Raw genomic sequence first — 25,919 nt, forward strand, 5'->3', positions numbered from 1 at the left:
CCCCCGCCCGCCGCGTGCCCCCGCCCCCGGCCGGCCCGATGAACGGCAACGCTCCTGCCGCAGCCGGCGTCGCGGCGGGCCAGGGCACGAACGGCCCCGGCGGCAACGGCCCGGGTGGAAGCGGCCCGGGTGGAAGCGGCCCGGGTGGAAGCGGTCCGGGCAGCCCGAAGAGCTCCTCCGGCGGCCCCAAGGGCCCCGGGGCCCCCGGCCCCAACAACGGTCCCGGCGCCGGCCCCGGCGGTGGCCCGAACGGCGGTCCCGGCGCCGGCCCGAACAACGGCCCCGGGAAGGGTCCGGGCAGCGGCCCGGCCAACACCGGCGCCAAGAACGGCGGCCCTGGGAACGGCGGCCCCGGCAACGGCGCCTCCGGTAACGGCGGTCCCGGCAAGGGACCCGGCGCCCCCGCCCGGCCGTCCGGCGCCTACACGCCCCGCGGCTCGTCCTCTTCGTGACCACCACGTCGGTCCGCCCCCCGGAACGGCCTCCCGCCGCTCCGGAACGGCCGGCCCCCGCAGACACCCCGCGGTCCACGCCGTCCACGCCGTCCACGCCGTCCACGCTGAGCCTCGCGATCCAGCGCAACGGCGGGTACCTCGCCGCGCTCGGCGTCGCCATGGTGATCCTGGCCTTCACCGTCGGGCCACAGATGGCGCTGATCGTCGTCGGCGCGATCGTCGCGGTCGCCCTCGTCGCTGCGGCCGTCATGATCCCGACGGTCGCGCTGTTCCTGATGGTGGCCAGCGAGTTCGCCAACGCCAGCGGCGTGATCGCGACCCCCGTCTCGATCTACACCGCGCTGCTCGGCCTCTGCGGCCTGTCCGTCGTCGTCGGGTTCGCGCGCAAGCGCTACCGCGACCGCATCCGGCCCGGCTGGTGGATCCCCGCCGCCCTGCTGCTCGCCTACCTCGTCGCCATCGTGCCGTCCGCGGCCATGAGCCAGGATCCGGCGTCGACGACCTCCGCGCTGTCCGACCACCTCAAGGACATCGTCTTCGTCGTCATCGTCTCCCTGCTGCTGCAGATGTCGTCGAAGCCCTGGTACACGATCGTCGCGATCCTCGTGCCGCTCGCCGGGATCTCGGTGCTCACCGCGCTGAGCGAGTACGTCGTCGGCAACTCCCAGACCTTCGGCGGCTTCTCGACGATCCAGTCCAACGCCGGCGCCGGCATCGCCGCCGCCCGCCACTCCGGGCCGCTGCCCGACCCCAACTTCTGGGGCCGCTTCCTCATCCTCGGTCTCCCGTTCGGGCTGGCGTTCGTGCACCGCGCCCTGGCCCGCCGCAGCCGGTTCGAGCTGCTCTTCTCCGCCGGCGCGACCCTCGCGATCCTGCTGGGCCTCTACCTCACGCAGTCGCGGGGCACGATGCTCGCCGCCGGGCTCACCGTCGCGGTGTGGCTCGTCGTCGCCGGGCCGCGGGTGCGTCGCCGCGCCTTCTTCCTCGCGCCGCTCTCGCTGCTCGTGCTGCTGCTGCCCGGCATCGGCGACCGCCTGCTCACGCTGACCCAGGCCGTGTCGTCGGCGCCCGACTACGCCGCCGACCAGTCGCTCACCGAGCGCGGCAACATCGGCGACGTCGCCTTCGGCGTCTTCAGGGCGAACCCGCTGTTCGGGACGGGCCCGGGTTCCTTCGCGACGTCGATGCAGCAGTACGCGCCGCTGACCGACGCCGGCCCCACCGGCGACATCACCGCGACGCACAACCTCTACCTCGAGCTGCTGTCCGAGACCGGCATCGTCGGGATGCTCGGCTGGTCGGTGCTGATCATCGGAATGCTGGTGCTCGGCTACCTGGCCACCACGCGCCTCGCCGGGGCCTACCCCGACGCGCGCGGCGGCCGGCTCACCCGGGGCGTCGGCGCGGCAGGTATCGCGGCGATCGTCGGCTTCTCCGCCGCCAGCCTGTTCCTGCACCTCGCGTACTCGCGGACGTTCCTGCTGGTCTGCGCCCTCATCGGGTTCGTCCACAGCGTCGCGCGCACCGACCGCAGCCTGCGCCGGCGCATGCCAGTCCGCGCGACCGCGGAGGCGCGCAAGGGCTTCTTCTTCGCCGCCGCCGTCACCGTGGCGACCGCGGTCGCGGCGACCGTCGTCGGCGCCACGCTGGTCATGGTGCTCGCCCGCGACACCTACGTGGCGCAGAGCGAGCTCACCCTGCAGGCCACCGGCGCCGGCTACCCGGGCTACGCGATGGACATCCGCCGCCGCACCGCCGTCCTGCCGGCCTACGCGTCGATCATCCAGGGTGGCGCCGCCACGCAGGAGACCACCGTCGTCGCCGACCCCACCCGGGGCGTCATGACGGTCCGCGCCGTCGCCGACTCCCCCGCCGAGGCCATCCAGCGCCGCGACGCGGTGGTCGTCAACGCCCCGAAGGCCATCACGCAGCAGGGCCTCGACGCGGTCTACAACGTCGTCACCGTCTCGGTTCAGGACGTCGCCGAGGAACGCGTCGTCGACGGCACCACCCTGCGCATCGTCCTGCTGGCCACCGCGGGCGAGATCGCCCTGGTGCTCTTCCTCTGCGGCCGAATCCGTCGCGAGGAGCGCCGCCGCGGCGTCTGGCTGATCTGAGAGGGAACGAAGAAGGACATATGGGCACCTACACGAACAAGCGACTGCTGGTCACCGGTGGGGCCGGGTTCATCGGCTCGGAGCTGGTGCGGCAGCTGGTCGATGACGGCGCGCACGTCACGGTGCTGGACAACCTGACAGCCGGGCACCGCCACAACCTCGACGGTGTCTCCGCGGACGCGCACCGCCTCGTCGTCGCCGACATCCGTGATCTGGAGCGGGTCGACGCCCTGCTGCCGGGTATCGATGCGGTGTTCCACCTGGCCTGCCGCGGTGTACGGCACTCGATCCACTCGCCCCTGGAAAACCATGCCGTCAACGCGACCGGCACGCTCGGGTTGCTGAAATCGGCCCGTGCGGCGGACGTGCCTCGGTTCGTCTACGTGTCGACCTCCGAGGTGTACGGCTCGGCGCCTCAGGTGCCGATGTCGGAGGAGAATCTGGCGCTGCCGACCACGGTGTACGGCTCGTCGAAGCTGGCCGGCGAGTGCTACACCCGCGCGTTCCACCGCACGTACGACTACCCGACGGTGGTCGTACGCCCCTTCAACTCCTACGGGCCCCGAAGCCATCACGAGGGTGACAGTGGCGAGGTGATCCCCAAGTTCATGCTTCGCGGCATGGCGGGGCTGCCGATGGTCGTGTTCGGTGACGGCAGCCAGACCCGGGACTTCACCTTCGTGGCCGACACCGCCCGGGGCATCCTGGCGGCGGGTGCGAGCGACGCAGCGGTCGGTGAGACGATCAATGTCGGTAGCGGCAAGGAGATCACGGTCGCCGAGCTGGCCGCGACAGTCGCGAAGGTCGTCGGGGCCGGGGATGCGGCGATCGAGCACGTGGAGCCGCGCCCGGCCGACGTTCTCCGCCTGAAGGCCGACGTGTCGCGCGCGACAGCGCTTCTCGGCTGGGCACCGTCGGTCGCGCTCGTCGACGGTCTCTCGCAGCTCCGCGACTGGTACGCGCAGGGCGGGTCCACCCCCGAGGAACTGTTGGCCGACGAGAAGGTGCGCAACTGGCAGCTGGCCTGAGCCGGCCACGCGAGACGAACGGCCCCGGGAGTCCTCCCGGGGCCGTTCGTCGTCGGTGAGGCACGCGGCGCGGTGTGTACGGCCGTCGACCGGCCTGCCCCGGCCTGGTGTGCGCAGGCCCCCGGTCAGTCGTCGTCGCCCCCGTCGCCCCCGCCGTCGTCCTGCAGCGGCGGCTGCTGGACGGCCTGGTTGCAGCGGTTGGTGATCGGGGGGCCGTCGTGCTTGTCGAACTGCGGACCGTCGTCGACGACCTGCAGTGCGTCGAAGGGGATGTCGCTGACGTCCTTCCAGAGGTCGTGCGTCCAGCTCTGCGGGTAGGGGAAGGACTCGAAGCTCTGCGGGGAGGCGGCGTAGAGGGTGAAGCCGCCGGAGGTGTCGGCGAGGATCATGCCGTACTTCTGCAGGGCCTTGGCGATGACGGTCTGGGCGGGCGGGAGCCCGAGGGAGTCGACGTCGATCGACGGATCGAGGCGCAGCCTGGCGCCTTCGGGGAGGGCGTCGGCACCGTCGGTGGTGCCGTCGCTGGAGGTGGCGGGGGCCACGGGGCCGCCGGATCTCGTGTACGGGTAGGCGAACACGAGGGCGTGGTCGATCTCGCCGGCGGCGAGCTCCTGGGGCCAGATCAGTCCGGCGCCGGCGGAGATTCCGGCGGCGCGGGCGGAGATGCCGTCGGGGTAGATCCCGTCGCCGTCGGCGGGGGTGGCGTTGATCCAGGAGGCGCCCCAGCCGCTGCCTTCCTTGCGGGCCTGCCAGAACTCGTAGAGGCAGTTCGCCTGCCTGTCGACGACGACCATGTGGCCGTCCTCCTGCGGGTCGGGCTTGGCGTTGGCCGGGACGGGGACGTCGGGAAGGATCCAGCCGCCATGACCGGTGTGGTCCTCGGAGGCGGTGACCGTGTACTTCGGTGTGGCGGCGTCGGCGTCGTAGACGGGGATGGTCCAGCCGCTGACGGAGACGAGCGGTCGTTCGGTGAGCAGTTTCTGGACGTAGCGGTCGGACCCGGCGACGGGTGCGGTGTCGTCGGGGACCGGTGTGGTCCAGGGGTTTCCGGCGCCGGTGAAGAGGCGGGATCCGTCGGGGCCGGTGATGTCGGCGGGGATCTTGTCGGCGTCTGCGGGGGCGTTCGTGGTGGTGGGTGTCTGGTCTCCGCCGCCGGAGCCGGAGCAGCCGGCGACGACCACGGCGAGGGTGGCGAGCAGGACCACTGCGGTGCGGGTTCGGGACGTGACGGCGAGTGCCGACGGCCGTCGATGCGGCCGGGGGAACAACATTGACCAGCCCTCCGGGTGGCGGCCGGCACGGCAACCGGGCCGGGGTTCAACGGTACCGCCGGTGCGGCGGGCGTCCCCGCGCACCCGTCGTTCGGGGCCGACACGCCGTCGGTTCCTGGGGTTCGACCGCTGGGCGACCGGTCGTCCCCGAGATGGCTGCATGTCGGCGACGGGTTTGGTTGTCGACCGTTCGGGTGGTGTTCGGGCGGGCATACTTCGTCCTCGGGAGCTGTGCGTCCCGGGGCACCCGTTCCGGGACGGTGGAGGAGTTCGGGGATGGGACCCCGGGCTCTGGTTCGAGAAGCCGACGTTGGGGCCGACGGCGAGCATTCGGAAGGACTTGCACACCGTGACTCGACACCGTCGCTCGGCGGTTCGACCGCGCCGACGTTCGACGGGCCGGCTGCTGCTGGCGGTCGCCGTTCCCGCTCTGGTGGCGTTGGTGGCCTCCCTGCTGCCGATCGTCTTGAACGCACCCGACTCCAACGCTCCTCTCGACACGTCCCCGGATCCGGCGGCGTTGGTCGTCGAGACGAGCCCTCCGGTGACGACCGCTCCCCCGCAGCCGCCGTCGAGTGTGGAGAACTCGCCGACGGCGCCGCGCCGGTCGTCGTCGTCGTCGTCGCCGTCGTCGCCGTCGACGGGGTCGCGCGGGACCGGCGGTGGCTCGACGGGCGCGGGCAGTGGCTCGTCCGCGCTGTTCGCGGGACCGGGCAGCCCATGGGGTCAGGTGCTGGCGGCGGGTGCCGCGGTGGACCCGAACTCGGCGGGCTACGTGAGCGCGATGCAGGGTGAGAAGTTCCTGATGTCGTTCAAGCAGTGGACGGTGCCGGTGTACTACGCCGACGCGTCGACGCCGCGTCAGACGGTGCGGTTGACCGAGGACTGGGGCGCGAGCGAGTTGCGCAACGTGCCGGTCCCGGCGAACGCGAAGCCGGACCCGTCGGAGGACGCGCACCTGTCGATCGTCGACCGGTCGACGGGCTGTGTGTACGACTTCTGGGGTGCGAAGGGCGGCTCGGGCGGGTTGTCGGCGTCGTGGGGCAACGCGATCCCGACGAACAGCAACGGCATCTACCCGGGTGGCATGGGGTCGCGGGGGTCGGGGTTCAGCGCGGCGGCGGGCATCGTGACGGCCGACGAGCTGCGCCGGGGCGTCATCAACCACGCGCTGGTGTTCGCCTACCCGCAGACGAAGTCGGGTGGTCCGGTGGCGCCGGCGACGAAGAGCGACGGCACGTCGGGTGGCGGCAGTGCGCTGCCGGAGGGCGCGCGGTTGCGGCTGGATCCGTCGTTGGACCTGAAGTCGTTGGGGCTCAACAAGTACGAGCTGACGATCGCGACGGCGATGCAGAAGTACGGGATGATCCTGGGCGACACGAGCGGCGGCTTCACGATCTACGCGCAGCACCCGCAGAGTGCGCCGGGTGCGTTCACGGGTCTGCTGCCCGACGAGACGTGGGTCGACCTGACGAAGATCCCGACGGAGAAGCTTCAGGTGATGAAGCTGCCGGGGCAGGCGTCGAACACGTCGTACGTGGTCGGGAACCGCTGCAACGGTTGGTGAGTCAGCTCTTCACCGGTGCCGAGGCCGTCATCGGGGCGGCCTGACCCCGGCGGGCCTTGCGCTGCACCGCGCCGGCGGCCTTGCCGCCGAGGCGGCGCAGCTCGGCGGTGAGCGGGGTGCGGTCGGCGGGCGCGGAGAATGCGGCCATCCGGCCCTTCGCGCCGCGCAGGGCGCCGACGAGGGCGCGCACGTCGAGCGCCCGGCGTGCGGCGGCGACGGCGAGCGCACGCAGGATCGTCGTCTCGTGGATCCAGACGGCGGGCCGGGGCGCGGGCACCGTGGGCAGGGGGAGGCCGAGGGCGTCGCGGACCTGCAGCACGGTGAGGTTGACCCCGGCGGCGGTGGCGATGTTGGACTGCAGGTTGGGTCGTCCGACGGTCGGCTCGGTGATGTAGAGCTTGCCGTCGGCGGTGCTGCGCTTGACCTCGAGCGAGCCGATGCCGATGTGGCCCGCGGCGTCGAGGAGGTCGCGGGTGAGGGTGTGGAGATCGTCGTCGGCGGCCGTTGCCGCCAGGGCGGTGGAGCCGGTCCCGACGGGCCACTGGACGAGCTTGCGGCCGACCTGGGAGGCGACCTCGCGGCCGGTGCGGTCGCGGTAGACGAGGCAGAACCACACGTCGGCGTCGGTGCCCGGGATCCACTGCTGCACGACGAACCGGGGTGCGGCGTCGAGGAGGCGGAACCCGAGGCGGTCGACGTCGGCGGCGGACTGGAGCCGGTAGGCCTTGTGCCGTGGGCTCGCGGCCTGCCATTCGGGCGTGCGTTCGAACGGCTTGACCACGGCGGGGTAGGGGACGCGGGCGAGTGCGGCGTCGAGTGCCGCCTGGTCGGCGACGATCTCGGTGTGCGGCACGGGGAACCCGTGGTCGACGGCCCAGCTGTGGAAGGCCGTCTTGTCGAGGAGTGTGGTGACGACGTCGGCGGGTGGGAGCACGAAGTCGACGACGGTGCGGAGCTCGTCGGCGTGGGCGGCGACGAGCTCGACGACGTCGTCACGGACCGGGACGAGGACGGGGCGCCCGTAGCGGGTGGCGGTGGCGCGGATGGCGGCGATCCGCGCCTGGGCGTCGTCGCCGCCGTCGTGGACGATCTCGTGCCACAGCGCCGAGCGGCACGGGGAGGCGGTGACGTCTGCCGCGAGGCCGACGAGGGTGAGCCCTTCGTCGCGCAGTGCGCGGGCGACCCCGAGCCCCGTGGGCGACTCGGCCCCTACGACGAGCACGACGGCACGATCGGGCTGCGGCATCGGCTGATTCTCGACCATCGTTCGGTACCGGGAGCGGCCGGGGTCACGTACGCACGGTCACGGGCGAATCGGGTGTTAAGTCCGGTTGTGCAGCTCGTCAGTGTGGCACCGCGACCGGCCGGGCCGGCTCGCGGGTGGCCACCGGCCGGGATGTCGGGGCGGTCTGGTAGACCCGACGTCGGCAATCCCCCGACCGGGTCACCGGTCGCCGGCCCACCCGAACCGGTCCCCGAGAACACCCGAGAGAGCCCGTGAACCGCAGACGCGTCGCCTTCGTCGAGTTCCCGCCCGCGGGCGGGCTCTACCAGTTCAGCGCGCAGCTCGCCGCGGCGATGGCCGAGCGCGGCCACGAGGTCCACCTCTACACGGGGCCCCGTCCGGAACTGGTGCCGCAGCACCCCGACCTGCGGGTGCGGCCGGTGCTGCCGACGTGGCACCCGGCCGACCCGAAGAAGATCCACCCGCTGCTGCACAAGGTCCGCCGGGTCCTGCGCGCGGGACAGCTGGTCGTCGCGTGGGTCGTGCTGCTGGCGTTCCTGGCGCGCGACCGGCCGGGCACGGTGATCTGGTCGAACTGGCGTTACACGGTCGACGCGGTGGGTGTGCTCGCGGTGCGCCGGCTGCTCCGCCGGTCGCGGCTGGGGCTGATCTCGCACGAGCCGGTGCTGCACAACCAGCAGAACACCACGGTCGACCGCACCGGTCGCGTCCTCGACCCGACGCTGGCGAAGGCGTGGACGTCGATGGACGTCGTCTTCGTGCTGGGCGAGGAGCCGCGCGCGCGGGTGCTGGAGCGCTGGAAGGTGACCTGCCCGGTCGTCGTCATCCCGCACGGCGACGAGAACGCCCTGCGTGGCGACGCACCGGTGCCCGACGTCGCCGACACCGGGCCCAACGTGCTGTTCTTCGGCACCTGGAGCGCCTACAAGGGCATCGACGTGCTGCTCGACGCGGTGCCCGCGATCAGGGCCGCGGTGCCCGATGCGAAGGTCGTCGTGGCGGGCGCGGTCTACGGGGTCGACCTGCCGGCGTTGCAGGCGCGCGCCGACGCGCTGGGCGTCGAGACCCATCCCGGCTACATCCCCGCCGAGCAGGTGCCGGTGCTGTTCGGGGCGGCCCGCGTGGTCGTGACGCCGTACAAGCGGGCGACGCAGAGCGGCGTGGTGCACCTGGCGTACACGTTCGAGCGCCCGGTGGTGGCGACGTCGGTGGGTGAGCTGCCCTCGGTCGTGCACGACGGGGAGACGGGCCTGCTGGTCCCGCCGGACGACGCGCCGGCGCTGGCCGCCGCCGTCGTGGAGCTGCTCACCGACGCCGAGCGGGCCCACAAGATGGGGCTGGTGGGGGCGCGGTGGCTGGCCGACGTGGCGTCGTGGGCCGCGGTCGCGGAGAAGATGGACGCGGGGCTCCTCGAGGCCGATGCGGCTCGGGCAGGTGCAGGGCGTTGATCGTGATCACCGAGATCGGCCTCTCAGGATCCTGTGGCAGGGTCGAGCTGTGAGCATCCTGTGTTACCACTCGGTCGTGCCGGGGTGGGACGACCCGGTGTCGGTCGAGCCGATCGACTTCGACGCGCAGTGCGCAGCACTGGCCCGTCGCGGTGGCGTCGTGTCGCTCGACAGTGTGCAGGCCCACGTCGCGTCGCACGGTGACGCGCCCGCAGGTGCCACGGTCCTCACGTTCGACGACGGCTTCGCCGACTACGTCGACCATGCGGTGCCGATCATGTCGCGGCACGGGCTGACGGCGTCGATGTACATCGTCGCGGGGTCGCTGCGCCCGGAGGGCGTGACGATCGACTGGATCACCGGCCTCGACCCGGCCGACGCGCCGCCGCTGATGACGGCCGACCAGATCCGGGAGCTGCACGACCGCGGCTGGCACATCGGCAGCCACTCGATGGTCCACGCCGATCTGCCGACGTTGTCGGAGGCCGAGTGCCTGGCGGACCTGACGGAGAGCCGCGAGCTCCTGTCCGACCTGCTGGGCACGGCCGTGACCACGTTGGCCTACCCGTTCGGCCACCACGCCGAGCACGTGCGCCGGGCCGCACGCAAGGCGGGCTACGACATCGCGCTCGCCCTTCCGGACAGGCCCGAGCAGGGCGAGCGCTACGCCGTTCCGAGAACGGGCGTGTACCGGGGCAACCCGATGTGGAAGTTCCGCGTCAAGAATATGGGGCTGTACGCACGCGTCCGGACGTCGTCGGCCTACCAGCACGCCACGGGTGCGGCGAGCGCGTTGCGTTCCCGCATCGGCGCCTGATCCGCGCCTTCTCCGAAACGAACCGACACTGTCGTCCGAACGTTCCGCAGGGGAACACTGTCCACACAATCGTTCCGAACCGCACGAATTCCACCACGAACCACCACACAGACGCACCGGTCACACCTCGCGCCCCTCCGTGGAGCCCGGTCGCGACTTCCGGACAGGAAGGACGCGCTGTCGCATGTCCCGCACCGAACAGGCCGCCAAGCTCCTCCGGCTCACGAGGCTCGACGCCCTCGCCCGCCGCACCTGGAGCGGCCTGCTGATCTTCAACTACCACCGGTTCGGCTCCGCAGGCCCGCACGACGACCCCGACCTCTACAGCGCGACGCTGGAGGACTTCGACACCCACCTCGCCGAGCTGGCCGACCGGTTCGAGGTCGTCGCCGCCGGCAGCGCCGAGTGGAGCGACGACGCCCCGGCGCGACGGGTCGCGATCACGGTCGACGACGGCTACCGCGACCAGGTCGGCGCGGCCGAGGTGCTGGCCCGGCGCGGCGTGACCGGCACGTTCTTCGTCTGCACCGGCTTCGTGGACACCCCGCGCCACGCGTGGTGGGACGAGATCGCGTGGCTGACCGGGGGCGGGGCGTGCGACCTGCCGCCGTCGGAGTGGTTCCCCACCGGGCTCGACTCGGCGGGCATGTCCACGGTCGCGTTCCGCCGCCGGGTGAACCTCGCCTACAAGGCCCGCGCCGGCGAGTACGGGGAGAAGTTCCTCGACGACCTGGCCGACGCCGTCGGCCGCACCCGCCTGACCGCCGACACCAGCGACCACTGGATGAGCTGGGACGACGTGCGCCGGGTGCGCGAGCTGGGCATGGAGGTCGGCGCCCACACGGTGACCCACCCCGTGCTGGCGACGCTGCCGAAGCAGCGCCAGCACGACGAGGTCGCGACGTCGGTCGAGCGGCTCTCGGCCGAGCTGGCGGAGCCGGTCGACCTGTTCAGCTACCCCGTCGGGGCGCGGGCGAGCTTCGACGACGCGACGCGCGGGGTGCTCCGCGAGCTCGGTGTGCGGCGGGCGTTCAGCTTCTACGGCGGTGTCAACGGCCGTCGCCACGACGACATGTTCGACGTGCAGCGCGCCGGGGTGTACGCGGCGCACTCGACGCCGGTGGTGCGGGTGATGGCCGACCTGCCCCGGGTGCTCTGCAAGAACTAGAACCCGCGCGCAACCTCACGGTTCTCGGGCTGCCGGAACACGACAGTGAGGTTGCGCGCGAACCCGGAGCGGACCCCTACCCCGAGCGGCCCCTGCCCCGAGCGGCGCGCGACCCGGGGGACGCGGGCCGTCAGGTCCTTACGCGGGCCTTCACCGACCGCAGCGTCCGGCCCACCGGGCCCTCGTCGCGGGCCAGCGGCGCGAGCCCGGCGCGGACGACGCGCTTGGCCCGGCGCGGCAGCGACGACAGCGACGCCGCGTCGAGCGAGCCGGTGCGCACGAGGAGCTCGCCGGTGGCGGTCGCGTCCTTGTAGTCGTGCGCGCCGCGGCCGAGGTCGAGCTGGGTGACGCCGCGCCCGGCGGCCGCCTCGGCGATGGCGAGCAGCAGCAGGATGCCGGGCGAGTAGCGACCGAACTCGGCGTCGTAGGCGGGGAACCACCACGACAGCACGGTCTCGGAGTGCACCCCGAGGTGCGCGGCGACGAGCTGGTCGCCCGCCCACAGCGCCGACACCGCGCCGGAGCATTCCGGGGCCTGCGACGCGGCGAGGGTGTGGGCGATCGACACGATGGCGGGGTCGGCGAAGCGGTCCCACTCCCCCAGCGCCGCGTACTGCCCGGACTTCCACTCCATGAGCCGGGCGAGGACCTTCGCGTCGTCGGTGTGGAACTCGAAGCGGATCTCGCCGACCTCGCGTTCGAGTTTGCGACGCTTGCGCCACGTCGACGCCAGCCACTTCTTCGACCGGGCCGAGATCGTCGTGAGGTAGTCGTCCCAGCCGGGCGAGAGGTCGAGCACGGGCGAGCGTTCGGTGTCGACGCGGTAGGCGCCTGCGGGCAGCAGGCCGTCGGCGAGGGTGTCGAAGTCCCAGCCGGCGAGGCCGTCGTGGGCGAGCAGCGCCGCCATGTCGACGGTGACGCCCGGCGCGAGGACCGGTCCTTCACTGTCGGCGAGCAGTGTGCCGACGGGCCGCGCCACCCGTCCGTGTCGTTCGTGGGCGAAGAAGCCGACGGTCGTCGCGGCGTCGTCGATGACCGTGACGCGGGTGTCGGGCCGCGCCGCACCGACCGCGACGGCGAACTCGGCGGACAGGAATGGGTTGCGCGGCAACGTTCCGGCGGCCCGCAGGGCCTGCCAGCGGGCGAGCTCGGGGGCGCCCAGTTCGCGTGGGTGGACCGTGGAGAACCGCACGCGACAAGCTCCTCGTTCGACGTCGGTGGGGGTGCTGGGAGTCTCGCACGGGTGACGCGCGGGCATGATGGCGCCCGGAGCCGGGTCGTCCGGGGACGTCGATCGGACAGGGGTGGGGTGCCGGTGCGCAAGCGGATCGTGCTGCTGACGGTGGCCGCCTCGACGGTCGCGATCCTGCTGTTCGTGCTGCCGCTCGCGGTCGTCGCGATGCGGTTCTACACGCGTATCGAGTTCGCCGAGCTGGAGAGCCGCGCGCACACCGTCGTCGACCGGATTTCCGACACGGTCCGTGACGGTGGTGTCCCCCCGCCGCGGCAGCTGCACGTCGGTGACGACGACACCGGTGCCGCTCTGTACGGGCCCGACTCGGTCCGGCTGGTCGGCGACGGCCCGCCGATGGGCGAGTGGCTCGTCGACGACACGATCCACAGCGGCGAGGTCCACGAGGGCGACGTCGACGGTGACCTCGTGGTGGCGGTGCCGATCATCGAGGACGGCGAGGCCGTCGCGGTGGTGCGGGCGGCGACGTCGAGCGGGGACGCCGCGTCGCGGATCGCGACGCGCTGGGTCGAGATGTTCGGTCTGGCCGTGGTCGCGCTGATCGCGACGTGGGCGTTCGCCCGCTACCAGGCGAGGCGCCTCGCCGACCCGGTCGAGGAGCTGGCCCGCGACGCGGAACGCCTGGGCGACGGCGACTTCAGCGTCGAGGAGCGGACCGTCGGCATCCCGGAGGTCGACGAGGTGCGCACCGCGCTGAACGCGACGGCGTCGCGGCTCGACGCGCTGATCGCGCGCGAGCGTGCCTTCTCCGCGGAGGCCTCCCACCAGCTGCGCACCCCGCTCACCGGTCTGCAGCTGCGGCTGGAGGCGGCGTTGCGCACCCCGGGCAGCGACCACACGGCGGCGATCCGGGCGAGTCTCGCCGAGGTCGACCGTCTGGAGCGCACGATCGCCGATCTGCTGGCGCTGGCCCGCGGCACCCGCCAGCGCGGCGTGCTCGACCTCGACGCGCTGCTGCTGGAGGTGGGGCAGGTGTGGGGGCCGCGCCTGGGCAGCCAGTCGCGCACGTTGTCGTTCGCCGTCGAGCCCTCGATCCCGCCGACGGAGGCGTCGACCGCCGCGATCCGCCAGGTCTTCACCGTGCTGTTGAGCAACGCCGTCGAGCACGGCGTCGGTGGGGTGACCGTGGGGGTGCGCGACATCGGCGAGGCCGTCGCGATCGACGTCGCCGACGAGGGCCGGGTGACCCACGGCCCGGACCTGTTCGAGCGCCGTGAGCCCGACTCCGACGGGCACGGCATCGGCCTGGCGCTGGCGCGGCGGCTGGTCGAGGCGGAGAGCGGGCGACTCCAGCTGACCAGCGCCGACCCGACCCGGCTCACCGTCTTCCTGCCCATCGTCACCCCTGCTGTCGACGACGCCGCCCCTCCCGCGCCCCCTCCCGTGGCGGAGGTCCCCGACGAGGCACCGGCCTCCCGCCCGTAACCTGACCGCCGTGGCCCAACTGCTGCTCGTCGAGGACGACGCGACGATCGGGAACGTGCTGCAGGCCAGCCTGGCGTCGTCGGGGCACGAGGTGACCTGGCACTGCGAGGGCCGGCCCGCGATCGAGTTCGCGACGACCGCCCAGGTCGACCTGGTGCTGCTCGACCTCGGTCTGCCCGACATCGACGGCATCGACGTGTGCCGCCGGGTCCGTGCGGTCCAGCCGGGCTGCGTGATCGTGATGCTGACGGCGCGGCACGAGGAGATGGACGTCGTCGTCGGGCTCGAGGCGGGTGCCGACGACTATCTGATCAAGCCGATCCGGCTCGGTGAGCTGCTGGCCCGGGTCCGGGCGCACCTGCGCCGGGTCGTCGCCGCGGGGTCCGACGAGACGCAGGTGATCGGCGACCTCGTCGTCGACGCGGGGCGCCGGCGGGTCACGGTGGCGGGCGAGGAGATCGCGTTGCGCACCAAGGAGTTCGACCTGCTGGCCCGGTTGGCGGCCGAGCCGGGGGTGGCGTTGAGCCGCAACCAGCTGATGGCCGACGTGTGGGACACCAACTGGTTCGGCTCCACGAAGACGCTCGACGTCCACGTCGCGGCGTTGCGCCGCAAGCTGGAGTCGGCCACGGATGCCGCAGCTCGGGTGCCGCAGATCGTGACCCTGCGTGGCTTCGGCTACCGCCTCGAAGAGACCTGATCCGCCGACTGGACGAACCGGGCAGGCGGGGACGAACTGTGAGTTAGGAAACCCTTGCCCGACGGTAGCGCTGACTTTGCCGAGCGCTAACCCACCGGAGCCGAGACTGGTCCCATGACCGCGACGCTCCCCGTCCCCGCCCCGACCGCCACCGTTCCCGCCTCGCGTCGGCAGCGGATCCTGGTGACCGGGGTCGAGCACGCCGGCGGCCTCGCGGCGCTGCGCGGGCTGGCCGCCGCCGGGTACGAGCCGTGGGCGGCGACCGACGACACCGCGTCCTACGGCGCCGTCTCCCGCGCGGCGGGCGGCGTGGTCGAGGTCGCCGACGCACGACTGGACGGCGATAAGTTCGCGCGCGACCTCGTCGAGGCCGCCGCCCGCATCGGGGCGGTCGCCGTCCTGCCGGGCACGGAGGCCGCCCTCCTCGCGCTCGGCCGCCACCGCCACCTGTTCCCCGCCGACGTCGCCGTCGGCGCCCCCGACGTCGACGACACCGTCGCGGCGCTCGACAAGGACGCCTTGGCCGGGCTGGCCGCGCGTGCCGGGTTCCGCACGCCGCCGACGCTGCGGCTGGCGGTCGCCGACGTCGCGGCCGCCGACGTCACGTTCCCCGTCGTCGTGAAGCCGGTGCGCTCCGAGCTCGTCACCGAGGACGGCCTCGCCCGCTTCGAGGTGACGCGTGCCGCCAACGCCGCCGAGCTCACCGCGACGCTGGCCGCGCTGCCCGGCCGCGAGGGCCTGGTCCAGCCGTACCTCACAGGGCGCATCCGCACCGTCAACGGTGTCGCCTGGAAGGGCGAGACCCTCACGACGGTCCACAAGCTCGCCGAACGCACCTGGCCGGCCGACTGCGGTGTCGTCACCTGGGCCGAGACCGTCGAGCGCGACCCGGGTCTCGACGTCGCCGCCCGCGCCCTGATGGCCGAGCTCGGCTGGAGCGGGCTGTTCAACCTGCAGCTGATCGAGTCGGCCGGCCACCACTACCTGATCGACGTGAACCCGCGGATGTACCACTCGCTGGGGCTCGCGGTCGCCGCCGGGGTGAACCTGCCCGCGATGTGGACGGCGCTGCTGCTGGGCGAGCGTCCCGAGGTCGTCGAGTTCACCCGTGGTGTGCGCTTCCGCTCGGAGGAGGACGTCCGCAGCCTGTGGGCGATGTTCCGGTCCGGGCGCCGCGGCGCGGCGATCCGCGGCCTGCTCCCGCACGCGCGCACGACGCATGCGGTGCTGTCGGTGTCCGACCCGGCGCCGCTGCTCGGGGTGCTCCGCCGCGCACAGCGCGTGCTGACGCACCGTAGCTGACCCCGGAGGAGCGGGAGTCACACGAGTCACTCCCGCCTCTTAACACGACTGGGTCCTCTGTTGTCTACGGCTTCACCCTGAATGGTGATCTTCCGCGCGCAGCTTCGGCGTGGCGTGACGGATGTGGCTAGCGTCCCGACGTCACCGCCACTCCATCGGATAGATCGGCCGAGGCACCCATGTACGCAAAGCGACCGGCACGGAGCCGTCGCCGCCCCCTCGCGGGCGCCGCATCCGCCGTCACCCTCGCCGTCCTCGTCGCGGCCGTACTCACCTCCGCCCCACCACGACCCGGCGACGACGTCGATCTCGCCGCAGCCGTCGTCCCCGCCCAGGCGGCCGCCGGCGCCACCCTGCGCGTCGGTCCGGGCGCCCAGTACACGACGCTCGCCGACGCCGCCCGCGCCGCCAGGCCCGGCGACACCGTGCTCGTCACCCCCGGCAACTACGCCGGGTTCCAGGCCCCCACGAGCGGCACCGCTGGCGCGCCCATCACCTTCAAGGCCGACGGCGGCAAGGTCACGCTGACGAGCGGCGGTACGAGCAACGGCCGCCTCGACCTCAGCGGCCGCTCCAACCTCCGGTTCGTCGGGATCGACGTCTCCAGGTCCAGCCGGTTCGGCATCTACGCCACCAACGCCCAGAACATCACGCTGCAGGACTGCGAGATCGCCGACTCCCAGGACGGCGGCGCGGTCTTCGTCGGCGGGTCGAACATCCGCGTCATCGGTTGCGACGTGCACGGCAACAACGCCCGCGGCACCAGCGCCGACATGGAGGGCATCAGCCTCGAGAACGTCGACGGCTTCGAGATCGCCGGCAACCACGTGCACGACAACGGCGAAGAGGGGATCGACGCCAAGTACGAGGCCCGCAACGGCACGATCCACGGCAACCGCGTCGAGAACAACCGCGGCCCGAACATCTACGTCGACTCCGCGCACCAGATCAAGGTGTACGACAACATCTCGATCGGTGCGAAGGAGAGTTCGAAGGCGGGCATCGCACTGGCCGTCGAGAACTACTCGAAGACCCGCAAGACCTACTCCGTGCAGATCTACAACAACGTGATGATCGGCAATGCCGGTGGCGGCATGAGCTTCTGGACCGAGGGCAGCGGCTCGTTCACCGACATCTCGGTCGTCAACAACACGTTCGTCAACAACAAGAAGGCGGGCATCTCGATCGCCGGCGGTCAGTTCGCGGGCACGAACATTCTGCGCAACAACCTGTTCAGCGGGAACCCCACCGCCGTCTCGGGCAGCGCGTCGGCGTTCAAGGCCGACCACAACCTGTTCTCCGGCAACGGGATCGGCACCAACCTGGTGACGGGCCTCGTGACCTTCGTCAACGCCGCCGCGAACGACCTGCGGCTCGCCCCCGGCTCCGCGGGCCTCGACGCCGGCTCGACCGACGCCGCCCCCACCACCGACATCACCGGCGCCCCGCGCCCCAGCGGCAGGGGTGTCGACCTCGGCGCCTACGAGCTGCAGGTCTCCCCGCCGCCCGTCGCCCCGACGACCACCGCCCCGACGACCACCGTCCCGGTCGCGCCGACGACCACCGTCCCGACCACGACCGTCCCGGTCGCGCCGACCACGACCGTGCCGACGACGACCGTGCCGACGACGACCGTCTCGGCGACCACGGTGCCGACGACCACCGTCCCGACCACCACCGTGCCCACCACCACCGTGCCCACCACCACCGTCCCCACGACGACCGTCCCGACGACGACCGTGCCGGTCCCGGGAGCCACGACGACCACACCGGTCGTCCCCGCGGAGGCCGTGACCGCCACGTCGCAGACCCCGGCGAAACCGGTCGTCACCCCGGGCACGTGCATGCCGCTCGTGGTCCAGGCGGTCGCGCCGGGCGGCGCCAGGACGATGCTGTTCTTCCCCCTCGGCCTGATGCTCGTCCCCGGGACGGTGCCGTTCTACCTGCCGTGCACCCTCCCCACCGCGACGTGATCTCGCACTGACCCGACGCCGGGCCGGTCACCGCGTACGCGGACCGGCCCGGCGTCGCGTCAGTTGCGGCCGGGGATCCGGTCGTCGACGCTGTCGGCGGCGGGGTCGGCGGCCACGAGCCGCAACCGTGCCACCGTCCCCGGCCCGTCGCCCCCCGGGCGGAGGACGAGGCTGCCGCCGTCGTGCTCGGCGAGCCGGCGGCTGATGTGCAGTCCGAGGCCCGACCCGCCGGCGTCGACGTCGCGGGTGCCGCGCTCGAACAGGCTCTCCGGGTCCCCCGGCGGCAGCCCGGGGCCGTGGTCGCGCACGTCGACGACGACCGCGGGCCCGTCGGCACGGGCGGTGAGCGTGACCGGGGCGCCGGGGGCGTGCCGGTCGCAGTTGGCCAGCAGGTTGGACACGACCTGCGAGAGCACCGCGGAGTCCCCGCACGCCCGCAGCCCCGGCTCGGCGTCCAGCTCGACCTGCGGTTCCGGCCCCGCGGCGCGCAGCGCCACCAGCCCGCTCAGCACGGGCTCGACCGCGTACGTGCCGTCGACGGTGAGCTCCTCCCCGTCGAGGATGCGGTGCAGCCGCCCCAGCTCCGACAGGACGGCCAGCTTGAGCCGCTCGTGTTCGTCGTCGCCGCCGTCGGCGCCGAGGAGGTGGGTGATGCCGGCGAGCCCGGCGATGCCGTTGCGCAGCTCGTGGTCGCGTTCGGCGGCGTGCTCGGCGGCGCGTTCCATGTGCCGGGCGGCGGTCTCGAGCTCCTCGCGTTGCACGGTCTCGCGACGACGCACCGAGCTCAGCGCGGCGGCGGCCAGCTGGCCCACCCCGAGCAGGACGATCGCGAGGCCCAGGAACCGCAACGCTCCGAAGGCCATGCCCGGCGTCGCCCCGGTCGGCGCGACCAGCCGGTACAGCTGCGCGGCCGCGATCACGACGAGCCCCAGCCCGATCCGGGCCCGCGGCATCGACCGTCTGCCCAGCGCGTCGACGACGAACCCGACCGCGACGATCACCCACCCGACGAGCACGACGAACGTCGGGATGGGGCCCTCGACGATGACGCGGACCGGCTCGGTGCCGGGCACGGTGAGCGCCGAGACGGTGGCGACGGCGCCGAGCGCGGCGACGACCCAGCCGCCCCACCAGCCCAGCCGCCGCGGCGGGCGGACGGCGACGACCAGCAGGATCAGCGCCGTCGCGTACGCGACGAGGCGGGCGAGCCGGTGCGGGACGTCGAGGGTCGCGCCGGGCGCGGCGGCCGTCCACGGGAGCACCACGAGGCAGTAGAGGACGAGCGCGGGCGCGACCCACGCCATCCGCAGGTCACCGAACAGCCGCCCGACCACCACCGACAGGATCGCCGCACCCGCCCCGACCGTGGCTGCGGCGACGGTCAGGGTGGCGGTGGCGAGCGCCGGGTCGACGTCGGCGACGGGCCCACTGAGCAGCCCGCGGGCGACGAGGACCCCGACGCCGACGCACACCACTGCCACGACCAGCACGTCGACGGCCAGCCGCGCGGGGAACCGCACCGCGTTCGACACCTCGACCCTTCGCCTCCTGCTACGGAGTGAATGGGATCACACCCAAGGTGCTCATGCTAACCGTGCGCGTACAAATGACACGTCAGGGGTAACCCGAATGCCGGGTCAGACCGCGACCTGCTCGCGGATACCGACGTGCTGGACGGGGGCGTGCCGCCCGGCCTGGTCGGCCAGCATCCGCAGGCCGCTGAGCAGCCCGCCGACGAGGTCGCCCTCCTTGAACGACGCCACCATGCTCATGATGGCCAGCTTCGCGCTGCGGTCGGGCAGCCGGACCTTCGCGTCACGGCCCGTGAGGACCTCGACGAACCGCTGCCCGGGGCTGACCGCGATCAGCACGGCGTCGACCGCGCCCTCGACGCCCGCGTGCAGCTCGCCCGTGCGCGCTACCGGGTCCTCACCCAGGTCGCCGACGTAGACGTTGAACCGCAGCCCCGTCGAGCGGCTGGCCAGCATCATCGCCTCGTCGATGCGGGCCAGCTGCTGCGGCGAGAACGGCTCCGCCTCCGGCGGGTTGGCCACGTAGTCCTCGGCCGCCGAGACGCGCCCCGACTGGGTCACGACCGCGCCCTCGGGGAGATCCTTCGGATCGACGACGGTGCCGTGCCCGTGGTCGCCGTGCCCGTGCTCGACCTCACCACTCACCGCGCGCACCTCCTCGTCCGGTCGCCGCGGCCGGGTCGTCGACCCGCCCCGGGGGCAGACCGGTGCCCGCCGGGTTCGCCGTCCAGAACAGCGGCTCGTGCGTCCACGGCTTGCCCACGCGGTAGCGCGACCGGCGGCTGCGGTTGCGGCCGACGATCACGGCGAAGAAGGCCCCGTAGACGGCGGCCGGGATCAGCACGTAGATGCCGATGGTCTGCCACACGCTCATGTCCCCAGACGGTAGCCGACCCGGATCCGGCGCAGGTCACGGGCCGACCACCATCACACTGATCCACATCCCCCGCGCGAGGGAGATGGGCGGCGGAACGCGTCCCCGGCACCGGGCTCGACGGCCGAGGGCGGGGCACCTTCCCGCCGGCCGTCACCGACACCGGCGCAGCAGGTCCTCGGGCCCCGGCCACAGGCGCCGGGGCGGGGCGCGCACGGAGCCGATCCTTCGGGCCCGTTAACGCCATGACGACGGAGAGCGACGTCTATGACGCTGACGCTACGCCAGGAGGGGTAGAGATGAAGGTTGTCCTGTTCTGTGGCGGTTACGGAATGCGCATGCGTGACGGCCGATCGGATGTACCGAAGCCGATGACAACCGTCGGTCCACGCCCCCTGATCTGGCACGTGATGCACTACTACGCCCATTTCGGCCACAAGGACTTCGTCCTGTGCCTGGGGTACGGGGCGCACTACATCAAGGACTACTTCCTCAACTACTCCGAGACGGCGTCGAACGACTTCACCCTCGCCGGCGGAAAGGTCGAGCTGCTGGGCTCGGACATCCAGGACTGGAACATCACGTTCGTCCACACCGGACTCGACTCCTCGATCGGTGAGCGCCTCCGCCGGGTGCGCCCCCACGTCGAGCACGAGGAGATGTTCCTCGCGAACTACGCCGACGTGCTCACCGACCTGCCGCTCAACGACATGATCGACACGTTCAAGGCCAGCGAGGCGGTCGCGTCGCTCGTCGCCGTGCCGCCGCAGACCGCCTTCCACTGCGTCGAGGTCGACGACAGCGACCACCTCACCGGGATCAAGACGCTGCAGGAGATGCCGGTCTGGCTCAACGGCGGCTACTTCGTGCTGCGGCCCGAGGTGTTCGACTACGTCCCGGAGAACGGCGACCTGGTCGCCGACGCGTGCACCGCGCTGGCCGCCGAGGGCCGGATGCTGGCCTACCGGCACCGCGGCTTCTGGCACCCCGCCGACACGGTCAAGGAGCGCACCGCGCTCGAGGCCAGCTACCGCGCGGGCAAGAGCCCGTGGATGGTCTGGGAGACCACCCCGCAGCGCGACCCGCTCCAGGCGGTCATCGCGGGTCTCGGCGCGGCCGAGCACTGACGGGTCCGGCCCGTACCGCCCCCGGAGAGGGGGCCCCACCGCCGCACGCACTGCCCGTGCCGGCCCGTCGGCACCTGCTGGTCGTCGCGGCGGTCTGCGGTGTGGGCGCGGCCGTGATGGCCGTCGCGGTGGCGGGCACGTCCGTCCCCACCGCGACGGACGCCGCCGTGTCGGGCCGGGTCGACGCACACGAACCCATGCCCTACGCGGTCGCCCAGGCACTCGACGTCGTCGGCACCGCGCCGGTGGCGACCGCGCTCGCGGTCGTCGTCGCGGCAGCCTGCCTGTTCGCGCGGCACCGCCGCGGTGCCGCCCTCGCCCTCGCGGGCCCGGCGCTCGCCGTCGCCACGACGAGCGGGCTCAAACCGGTGGTCGGTCGCACGATCCACGGTGAGAACCTCGCCTTCCCGAGCGGTCACACGGCGGTGGCGACGGCGATCGTCGTGACGGCGGCCCTCGCGGTCGCCGGGGCCGCCCGGCTGCGGGCGCCTGCCGCGCTCGCCGTGGTGCTCACGGTCGCCGTGATCGGGGGCGGGGCGATGGCGCTGGGCCAGGTCACGCTCATGGCCCACTACCCGAGCGACACACTCGGCGGTCTCGCCATCGCGTTCTGCGTCGTCGTGCTCGCCGGGGAGGTGGTCGACCTGGTCGCCGACGGCCGGGCCCGCCGCCGGCACCGGGACTTCCCCACGGAACGTAACGGTGCCGCAGGGCCGGGCGAGTGACCTGTCGTACGGGTCCGAGCACGGGTCCGGTCAGCACGAACCGCCGGAACCGAGGGGAAACGTGGCAGTACAAGGCCCGCGGACCGAAGACACGCACGCCACGGCACCTCCGACGACCACCTCCCGGGTGACCGCCGGAGACGCCTCTGCAGCGTCGACGCGGTCACGGGCAGTGAGATCGATGGCGCGCCGTGTCGGCTGGGGCCTGGGCGACCAGGCGGTCTCGAGCATGACGAACTTCGTCGTCGGGGTGTACGTCGCCCGCTCGCTCGACGCGACGGCGTTCGGCGTCTTCAGCCTCGTCTGGGTCACCTACGGCGTGCTGCTCAACGTCTCGCGCGGCCTGGGCACCGACCCGCTGACGGTCCGCCACAGCGGTGACCCGACGCCTGAGTGGCGCGAGGCCGTGGGCCAGTCCTCCGGCACCGCGCTCGTGCTGGGCGCGGCGGGCGGCCTGGTGGGCATCGCCGTCGGGGCGCTGCTCGGCGGGTCCCTCGGCCACGCCTTCATCGCGATGGGCGTCGTGTTGCCGGCGCTGCTGCTGCAGGACAGCTGGCGGTTCGCGTTCTTCGCGGTCGGGCGCGGCCAGTACGCGTTCGTCAACGACGTCGTGTGGGCGTGCGCCCTGGTGCCCTCGATGGTCTGGGCGACCCACCACGGCACGGTGTCGGGCTTCGTGCTCGCGTGGGGCGGGTCGAGCGCGGTCGCCGCCGCGCTGGGCGCCCTGCAGGTCCGCATCATGCCCCGGCCGCTGGCCGTCAGGACCTGGGTCCGCCGCCATCGCGACCTCGGGTCCCGGTACCTGATCGAGAACGTCAGCATGAGCGGCGCCTCCCAGCTGCGTGCCTACGGTCTCGGCGCCATCGCGGGCCTGGCCGCGGTCGGCACCGTCCGCGGCGGTGAGCTGCTCGTCGGGCCGTTCCTCGCCGTCCTGATGGGGCTGAGCCTGGTGTCGGTCCCCGAGGCCGCGCGCATCCTGCGCAGGGCCCCGCACCGGCTGCCGCAGTTCTGTGCGGTGCTGGGCGGCGGACAGGCCGCCGCTGCGCTGCTGTGGGGCTGCGTGCTGCTCCTGCTGCTGCCCGCGTCGGTCGGCCACTACTTCCTCGGCGACGTCTGGGAGTCCGCGTCGCACCTGATCGTGCCGATCACCGCGTCGGTGATGTTCGCGAGCTTCATCACCGGGGCGGCGGCAGGTCTGCGCGCCCTCGGCGCCGCACGGCGCAGCCTGCGCGCCCAGCTCGTCGCCGCCGTCTGCTACCTCGGCGGCGGGCTCGCCGGCGCGGCACTCGGCGGCGCCTACGGGTCGGCGTGGGGCACGGCGATCGCGCAGGTGGCCGGCGCCGTCATGGCGTGGTGGCAGCTGCGCCTCGGGATGCGTGACCACCTCGCGCAGCTCGACCGGGCCACGCCCACCGAACCCCTCCCCGTCACCCCGGACGCCGACCTCACCACCCCCATCCCCGTCGTCGACGGACACGCCCACCGCGGCCACACCGCCGACATCCACCGACTGCTCGACGACCCCGCCGCCGCGCTCCCCCGCACCACCCCGCCGGCGCCTTCCCCCCGGGGCGCCGACGCCTCCCGCAGGCACGTGGTTCCCGCACGATCCGGAGCGGACGCCGACGTCCCCGCCGGAGCATCCGAGAGGAGAGACACGTGAGATCGACACCGCGCCTGACCATCGGACTGCCCGTCTACAACGGCGAGTCGTATCTGGCCGAGTCGCTCGACGCGCTGCTCGGCCAGACCTTCCGCGACTTCGAGCTGATCATCTCCGACAACGCTTCGACCGACGGGACCGAGCAGATCGGGCGCGCGTACGCGGCCGAGGACGACCGGGTCACCTACATCCGGCAGCCGCGCAACGTCGGCGCCATCCCGAACCACAACCTGCTCGTCGACCACGCCCGCGGCGAGTTCTTCAAGTGGGCCTCCCACGACGACCTCTACGCGCGGACGCTGCTGGAGCGGTGCATCGCCGAGCTCGACGCGCACCCGGACGCGGTGCTCTGCCACGCCTGGCAGGCGATCATCGACGAGCACGGCCACGTCGTGCAGGAGGTCGGCTACCCGCTGGCGACCGACTCGGCGAGCGCACCGGAGCGGTTCCGCAGTGTCCTGTTCACTGTCGGCGGCGACGACTTCTACGCCGTCATGCGCACCGACGTGCTGCGCCGGACCCCGCTCAACGGCAGCTACCACCACTCCGACCGGACGATCATCGCCGAGCTCGCGCTCCTCGGGCGGTTCCTGCAGGTCCCCGAGTTCCTGTTCTTCCGGCGCGACCACCCCGACCGTGCGGAGCGGGCCCGGCCGACGAAGCGGGCCCGCGCGGCCAACATGGACCCGCGCCGCGGCGACCGGCTGCGCAACCCGACGGTGCGGCTGGTCGGCGAGTACGTCTGGGGGTTCGTGTCCGCCGTGCGCAGGGCGCCGCTGTCGTCGGCGGACCGGCGCGCGTGCTTCGGGCACCTGGGCCGCTGGCTCGTCGACCGTGCGCGCACGGGCGGCAACACCGACCGTGTCGAGGACCGCTGGTCCGACGAACCCCCACGGATCTCCGTGGACCTCGACGAGATCGTCGCGGGACGGGTGCGGAGGACGGCATGACCGCCGGCGTCGGCCGCGCCCGTCGAAGACGTCGGCCGACCGTGGGGCTCTTCGGCCAGCTCGGGTCCGGCAACGTCGGCAACGACGCATCGATGCGGACCGTCGTCGACCATCTGCGGTCCCGCCATCCCACCGTCGACCTGAGGGTGATGACGACCGGGAACCACGAGGTCGCCGACCGCTACCGCGTCCGCGCGAGCCCGCTGCACGTCGTCGACGCGCTGCCGAGCAGGCCGCACGGCGCCGTCGGCATGCTGGTGCGCCTGTGGGGCAAGGCGGCCGACGTCGTCGCGACCGTCGTCTGGCTCGTCGGGCTCGACGTCGTGATCGTCCCCGGCATGGGGGTGCTGGAGGCCAGCGTCCCGATGTGGGCGTGGCAGTTCCCGTTCGCGCTGTTCACGATGTGCCTGGCGGCCCGGCTGCTCGGGGTCCAGGTCGCGCTGGTCGGGGTCGGGGCGCAGGCGGTGACGCAGCTCCCGCTGCGGTTCCTGCTCGTCCGCTCGGCCCGGACCGCCCGCTACCGGTCCTACCGCGACGAGCTGTCGCGGACCGCGATGCACGACATGGGTGTCGACACCAGCAGCGACCCGGTCTTCTGCGACATGGTGTTCGCGCTGCCCGTGCCCGTCGGGGTGATGCCGACGCCGGGCTGCGTCGGTCTGGGCGTCATGGACTACCACGGCCGCAACGCCGCGACGGACCGTCGCCGCGACGCGGAGATCCACGCCTCGTACCTGATGATGCTGTCCCGCTTCGCGCTCCGGTTGATCGACTCCGGCCGGAGCCTGCGACTGTTCGTCGGGGACCGGGTCGACGTGGAGGTGGCCGAGCACCTGCTCCACGAGCTGCGGGCGGCCCGCCCCGGTCTCGCCGACGACCGCGCGGTGCTCGTCGCCGCCGACGACTTCGACGCGCTGATGACCGCGATGGCACAGGTGGAGATCGTCGTCGCGACCCGCTACCACAACGTCGTCGCCGCGCTGAAGGTCGGGAAGCCGACGCTCTCCCTCGGGTACGCGCCGAAGAACGCGGCGATGATGGAGTCGTTCGGGCAGGGCCGGTTCGCGCTTGCCTTGGCCGGCGTCGACTTCGAGCAGCTCTGCGACCGGTTCGACGAGCTCGACGCCGACCGCTCCGCGGCGGCCCGCGCGATCGAGGAGTCCTCGGCGCGGTACCGGACCCGCGCCGAGGAACAGCTGGCCGACCTGTCCCGGCTCCTCGAGCGGCGCACCGGGTCGAGCCCGAGGCCCGGGGTGCCGGCGTGAGCACCGTGCCGCCG

At 72.9% G+C, this 25,919-nt stretch carries 22 protein-coding genes; 16 read left to right on the forward strand and 6 right to left on the reverse strand.

From position 1 onward, the window contains the following. From PSU4_RS31380 to PSU4_RS17245, 3 genes are all read left to right on the forward strand, one after another. A partial coding sequence (locus tag PSU4_RS31380; protein WP_222596305.1) for a hypothetical protein occupies nt 1-452 on the forward strand: 452 nt, incomplete at its 5' end. After that, nucleotides 449-2,572: an O-antigen ligase family protein gene (locus PSU4_RS17240; protein WP_147109485.1), complete on the forward strand. Its 2,124-nt coding sequence runs from the start codon at nt 449-451 to the stop codon at nt 2,570-2,572. The genes PSU4_RS31380 and PSU4_RS17240, both read left to right, overlap by 4 nt. A gap of 20 nt (nt 2,573-2,592) precedes the next feature. Next, entirely contained in the window at nt 2,593-3,600 is a 1,008-nt protein-coding gene (locus PSU4_RS17245) for a dTDP-glucose 4,6-dehydratase (protein ID WP_147109487.1), read from the forward strand. Nucleotides 3,601-3,725: 125 nt separating this feature from the next. Here the strand turns inward: PSU4_RS17245 and PSU4_RS17250 are convergent, their stop codons facing one another. Continuing rightward, entirely contained in the window at nt 3,726-4,871 is a 1,146-nt protein-coding gene (locus PSU4_RS17250) for a hypothetical protein (RefSeq protein ID WP_147109489.1), read from the reverse strand. A 349-nt stretch (nt 4,872-5,220) separates the two neighbouring features. On the opposite strand from PSU4_RS17250, the gene PSU4_RS17255 reads away from it, so the two are divergent. Continuing rightward, nucleotides 5,221-6,438, forward strand: a complete 1,218-nt coding sequence (locus PSU4_RS17255; RefSeq protein ID WP_147109491.1) for a hypothetical protein — start codon at nt 5,221-5,223, stop codon at nt 6,436-6,438. Nucleotide 6,439: 1 nt separating this feature from the next. On the opposite strand, the gene PSU4_RS17260 is transcribed toward PSU4_RS17255, so the two are convergent. Continuing rightward, a complete protein-coding gene (locus PSU4_RS17260) occupies nt 6,440-7,684 on the reverse strand; it encodes a carboxylate--amine ligase (RefSeq protein ID WP_147109493.1) in 1,245 nt (414 codons plus the stop codon). A 251-nt stretch (nt 7,685-7,935) separates the two neighbouring features. Between PSU4_RS17260 and PSU4_RS17265 the strand changes: the two genes are divergently transcribed. From PSU4_RS17265 to PSU4_RS17275, 3 genes are all read left to right on the forward strand, one after another. Then, a complete protein-coding gene (locus tag PSU4_RS17265) occupies nt 7,936-9,132 on the forward strand; it encodes a glycosyltransferase family 4 protein (protein WP_147109495.1) in 1,197 nt (398 codons plus the stop codon). 49 nt (nt 9,133-9,181) lie between these two features. Then, entirely contained in the window at nt 9,182-9,949 is a 768-nt protein-coding gene (locus PSU4_RS17270; RefSeq protein WP_186817014.1) for a polysaccharide deacetylase family protein, read from the forward strand. Between the two features lie 184 nt (nt 9,950-10,133). After that, on the forward strand, nt 10,134-11,117 hold the full coding sequence (locus tag PSU4_RS17275; protein WP_147109499.1) for a polysaccharide deacetylase family protein: 984 nt from the start codon (nt 10,134-10,136) through the stop codon (nt 11,115-11,117). A 130-nt stretch (nt 11,118-11,247) separates the two neighbouring features. On the opposite strand, the gene PSU4_RS17280 is transcribed toward PSU4_RS17275, so the two are convergent. Next, nucleotides 11,248-12,309 (reverse strand): GNAT family N-acetyltransferase, encoded by a 1,062-nt coding sequence (locus PSU4_RS17280; RefSeq protein WP_186817015.1) that lies wholly within the window; start codon nt 12,307-12,309, stop codon nt 11,248-11,250. Between the two features lie 123 nt (nt 12,310-12,432). On the opposite strand from PSU4_RS17280, the gene PSU4_RS17285 reads away from it, so the two are divergent. The 4 genes from PSU4_RS17285 to PSU4_RS17300 all read left to right on the forward strand — a co-directional run bounded on the left by PSU4_RS17285 (nt 12,433) and on the right by PSU4_RS17300 (nt 17,769). Beyond that, on the forward strand, nt 12,433-13,794 hold the full coding sequence (locus PSU4_RS17285; RefSeq protein ID WP_147109503.1) for a sensor histidine kinase: 1,362 nt from the start codon (nt 12,433-12,435) through the stop codon (nt 13,792-13,794). A gap of 10 nt (nt 13,795-13,804) precedes the next feature. Continuing rightward, the gene (locus tag PSU4_RS17290) at nt 13,805-14,494 is read left to right on the forward strand and encodes a response regulator transcription factor (RefSeq protein WP_147109505.1); all 690 of its coding nucleotides are present in this window, start codon (nt 13,805-13,807) and stop codon (nt 14,492-14,494) included. 114 nt (nt 14,495-14,608) lie between these two features. Next, a complete protein-coding gene (locus tag PSU4_RS17295; protein ID WP_147109507.1) occupies nt 14,609-15,796 on the forward strand; it encodes an ATP-grasp domain-containing protein in 1,188 nt (395 codons plus the stop codon). Nucleotides 15,797-15,975: 179 nt separating this feature from the next. Further along, nucleotides 15,976-17,769, forward strand: a complete 1,794-nt coding sequence (locus PSU4_RS17300; RefSeq protein WP_147109509.1) for a right-handed parallel beta-helix repeat-containing protein — start codon at nt 15,976-15,978, stop codon at nt 17,767-17,769. Nucleotides 17,770-17,828: 59 nt separating this feature from the next. Here PSU4_RS17300 and PSU4_RS17305 read toward each other — a convergent pair whose 3' ends face one another. The 3 genes from PSU4_RS17305 to ctaJ all read right to left on the reverse strand — a co-directional run bounded on the left by PSU4_RS17305 (nt 17,829) and on the right by ctaJ (nt 20,175). Beyond that, nucleotides 17,829-19,289, reverse strand: coding sequence for a sensor histidine kinase (locus PSU4_RS17305; RefSeq protein WP_147109511.1), 1,461 nt, complete (start codon nt 19,287-19,289; stop codon nt 17,829-17,831). Nucleotides 19,290-19,406: 117 nt separating this feature from the next. Beyond that, a complete protein-coding gene (locus tag PSU4_RS17310; protein ID WP_147109513.1) occupies nt 19,407-19,946 on the reverse strand; it encodes a DUF5130 family protein in 540 nt (179 codons plus the stop codon). After that, nucleotides 19,936-20,175, reverse strand: coding sequence for an aa3-type cytochrome oxidase subunit CtaJ (ctaJ, locus tag PSU4_RS17315; protein ID WP_147109514.1), 240 nt, complete (start codon nt 20,173-20,175; stop codon nt 19,936-19,938). Before ctaJ ends, PSU4_RS17310 begins: the two co-directional genes overlap by 11 nt. A gap of 299 nt (nt 20,176-20,474) precedes the next feature. Between ctaJ and PSU4_RS17320 the strand changes: the two genes are divergently transcribed. The 5 genes from PSU4_RS17320 (at nt 20,475) to PSU4_RS32455 (ending at nt 25,905) form a co-directional block, all read left to right on the forward strand. Then, a complete protein-coding gene (locus PSU4_RS17320) occupies nt 20,475-21,302 on the forward strand; it encodes a sugar phosphate nucleotidyltransferase (RefSeq protein WP_147109516.1) in 828 nt (275 codons plus the stop codon). Between the two features lie 56 nt (nt 21,303-21,358). Beyond that, a complete protein-coding gene (locus tag PSU4_RS17325; RefSeq protein WP_147109518.1) occupies nt 21,359-22,027 on the forward strand; it encodes a phosphatase PAP2 family protein in 669 nt (222 codons plus the stop codon). Between the two features lie 181 nt (nt 22,028-22,208). After that, nucleotides 22,209-23,690: an MATE family efflux transporter gene (locus tag PSU4_RS17330; protein WP_307724793.1), complete on the forward strand. Its 1,482-nt coding sequence runs from the start codon at nt 22,209-22,211 to the stop codon at nt 23,688-23,690. Then, the gene (locus tag PSU4_RS17335) at nt 23,687-24,640 is read left to right on the forward strand and encodes a glycosyltransferase family 2 protein (RefSeq protein WP_147109520.1); all 954 of its coding nucleotides are present in this window, start codon (nt 23,687-23,689) and stop codon (nt 24,638-24,640) included. The genes PSU4_RS17330 and PSU4_RS17335 overlap by 4 nt, the downstream gene beginning before the upstream one ends. Continuing rightward, nucleotides 24,637-25,905, forward strand: a complete 1,269-nt coding sequence (locus PSU4_RS32455; protein ID WP_147109522.1) for a polysaccharide pyruvyl transferase family protein — start codon at nt 24,637-24,639, stop codon at nt 25,903-25,905. The genes PSU4_RS17335 and PSU4_RS32455 overlap by 4 nt, the downstream gene beginning before the upstream one ends. Nucleotides 25,906-25,919: the final 14 nt, after the last annotated feature.

The sequence above is a fragment of the Pseudonocardia sulfidoxydans NBRC 16205 genome, assembly GCF_007989085.1.
Lineage (GTDB): Bacteria > Actinomycetota > Actinomycetes > Mycobacteriales > Pseudonocardiaceae > Pseudonocardia > Pseudonocardia sulfidoxydans.

What these genes read in the sequence shown, in the direction of transcription:
- PSU4_RS17245 (WP_147109487.1), top strand. Translation starts at nt 2,593, where the DNA reads ATGGGCACCTACACGAACAAGCGACTGCTGGTCACCGGTGGGGCCGGG.
- PSU4_RS17250 (WP_147109489.1), bottom strand. Translation starts at nt 4,871, where the DNA reads ATGTTGTTCCCCCGGCCGCATCGACGGCCGTCGGCACTCGCCGTCACG.
- PSU4_RS17260 (WP_147109493.1), bottom strand. Translation starts at nt 7,684, where the DNA reads ATGCCGCAGCCCGATCGTGCCGTCGTGCTCGTCGTAGGGGCCGAGTCG.
- PSU4_RS17275 (WP_147109499.1), top strand. Translation starts at nt 10,134, where the DNA reads ATGTCCCGCACCGAACAGGCCGCCAAGCTCCTCCGGCTCACGAGGCTC.
- PSU4_RS17295 (WP_147109507.1), top strand. Translation starts at nt 14,609, where the DNA reads ATGACCGCGACGCTCCCCGTCCCCGCCCCGACCGCCACCGTTCCCGCC.
- PSU4_RS17300 (WP_147109509.1), top strand. Translation starts at nt 15,976, where the DNA reads ATGTACGCAAAGCGACCGGCACGGAGCCGTCGCCGCCCCCTCGCGGGC.
- ctaJ (WP_147109514.1), bottom strand. Translation starts at nt 20,175, where the DNA reads ATGAGCGTGTGGCAGACCATCGGCATCTACGTGCTGATCCCGGCCGCC.
- PSU4_RS17320 (WP_147109516.1), top strand. Translation starts at nt 20,475, where the DNA reads ATGAAGGTTGTCCTGTTCTGTGGCGGTTACGGAATGCGCATGCGTGAC.
- PSU4_RS17330 (WP_307724793.1), top strand. Translation starts at nt 22,209, where the DNA reads ATGGCGCGCCGTGTCGGCTGGGGCCTGGGCGACCAGGCGGTCTCGAGC.
- PSU4_RS32455 (WP_147109522.1), top strand. Translation starts at nt 24,637, where the DNA reads ATGACCGCCGGCGTCGGCCGCGCCCGTCGAAGACGTCGGCCGACCGTG.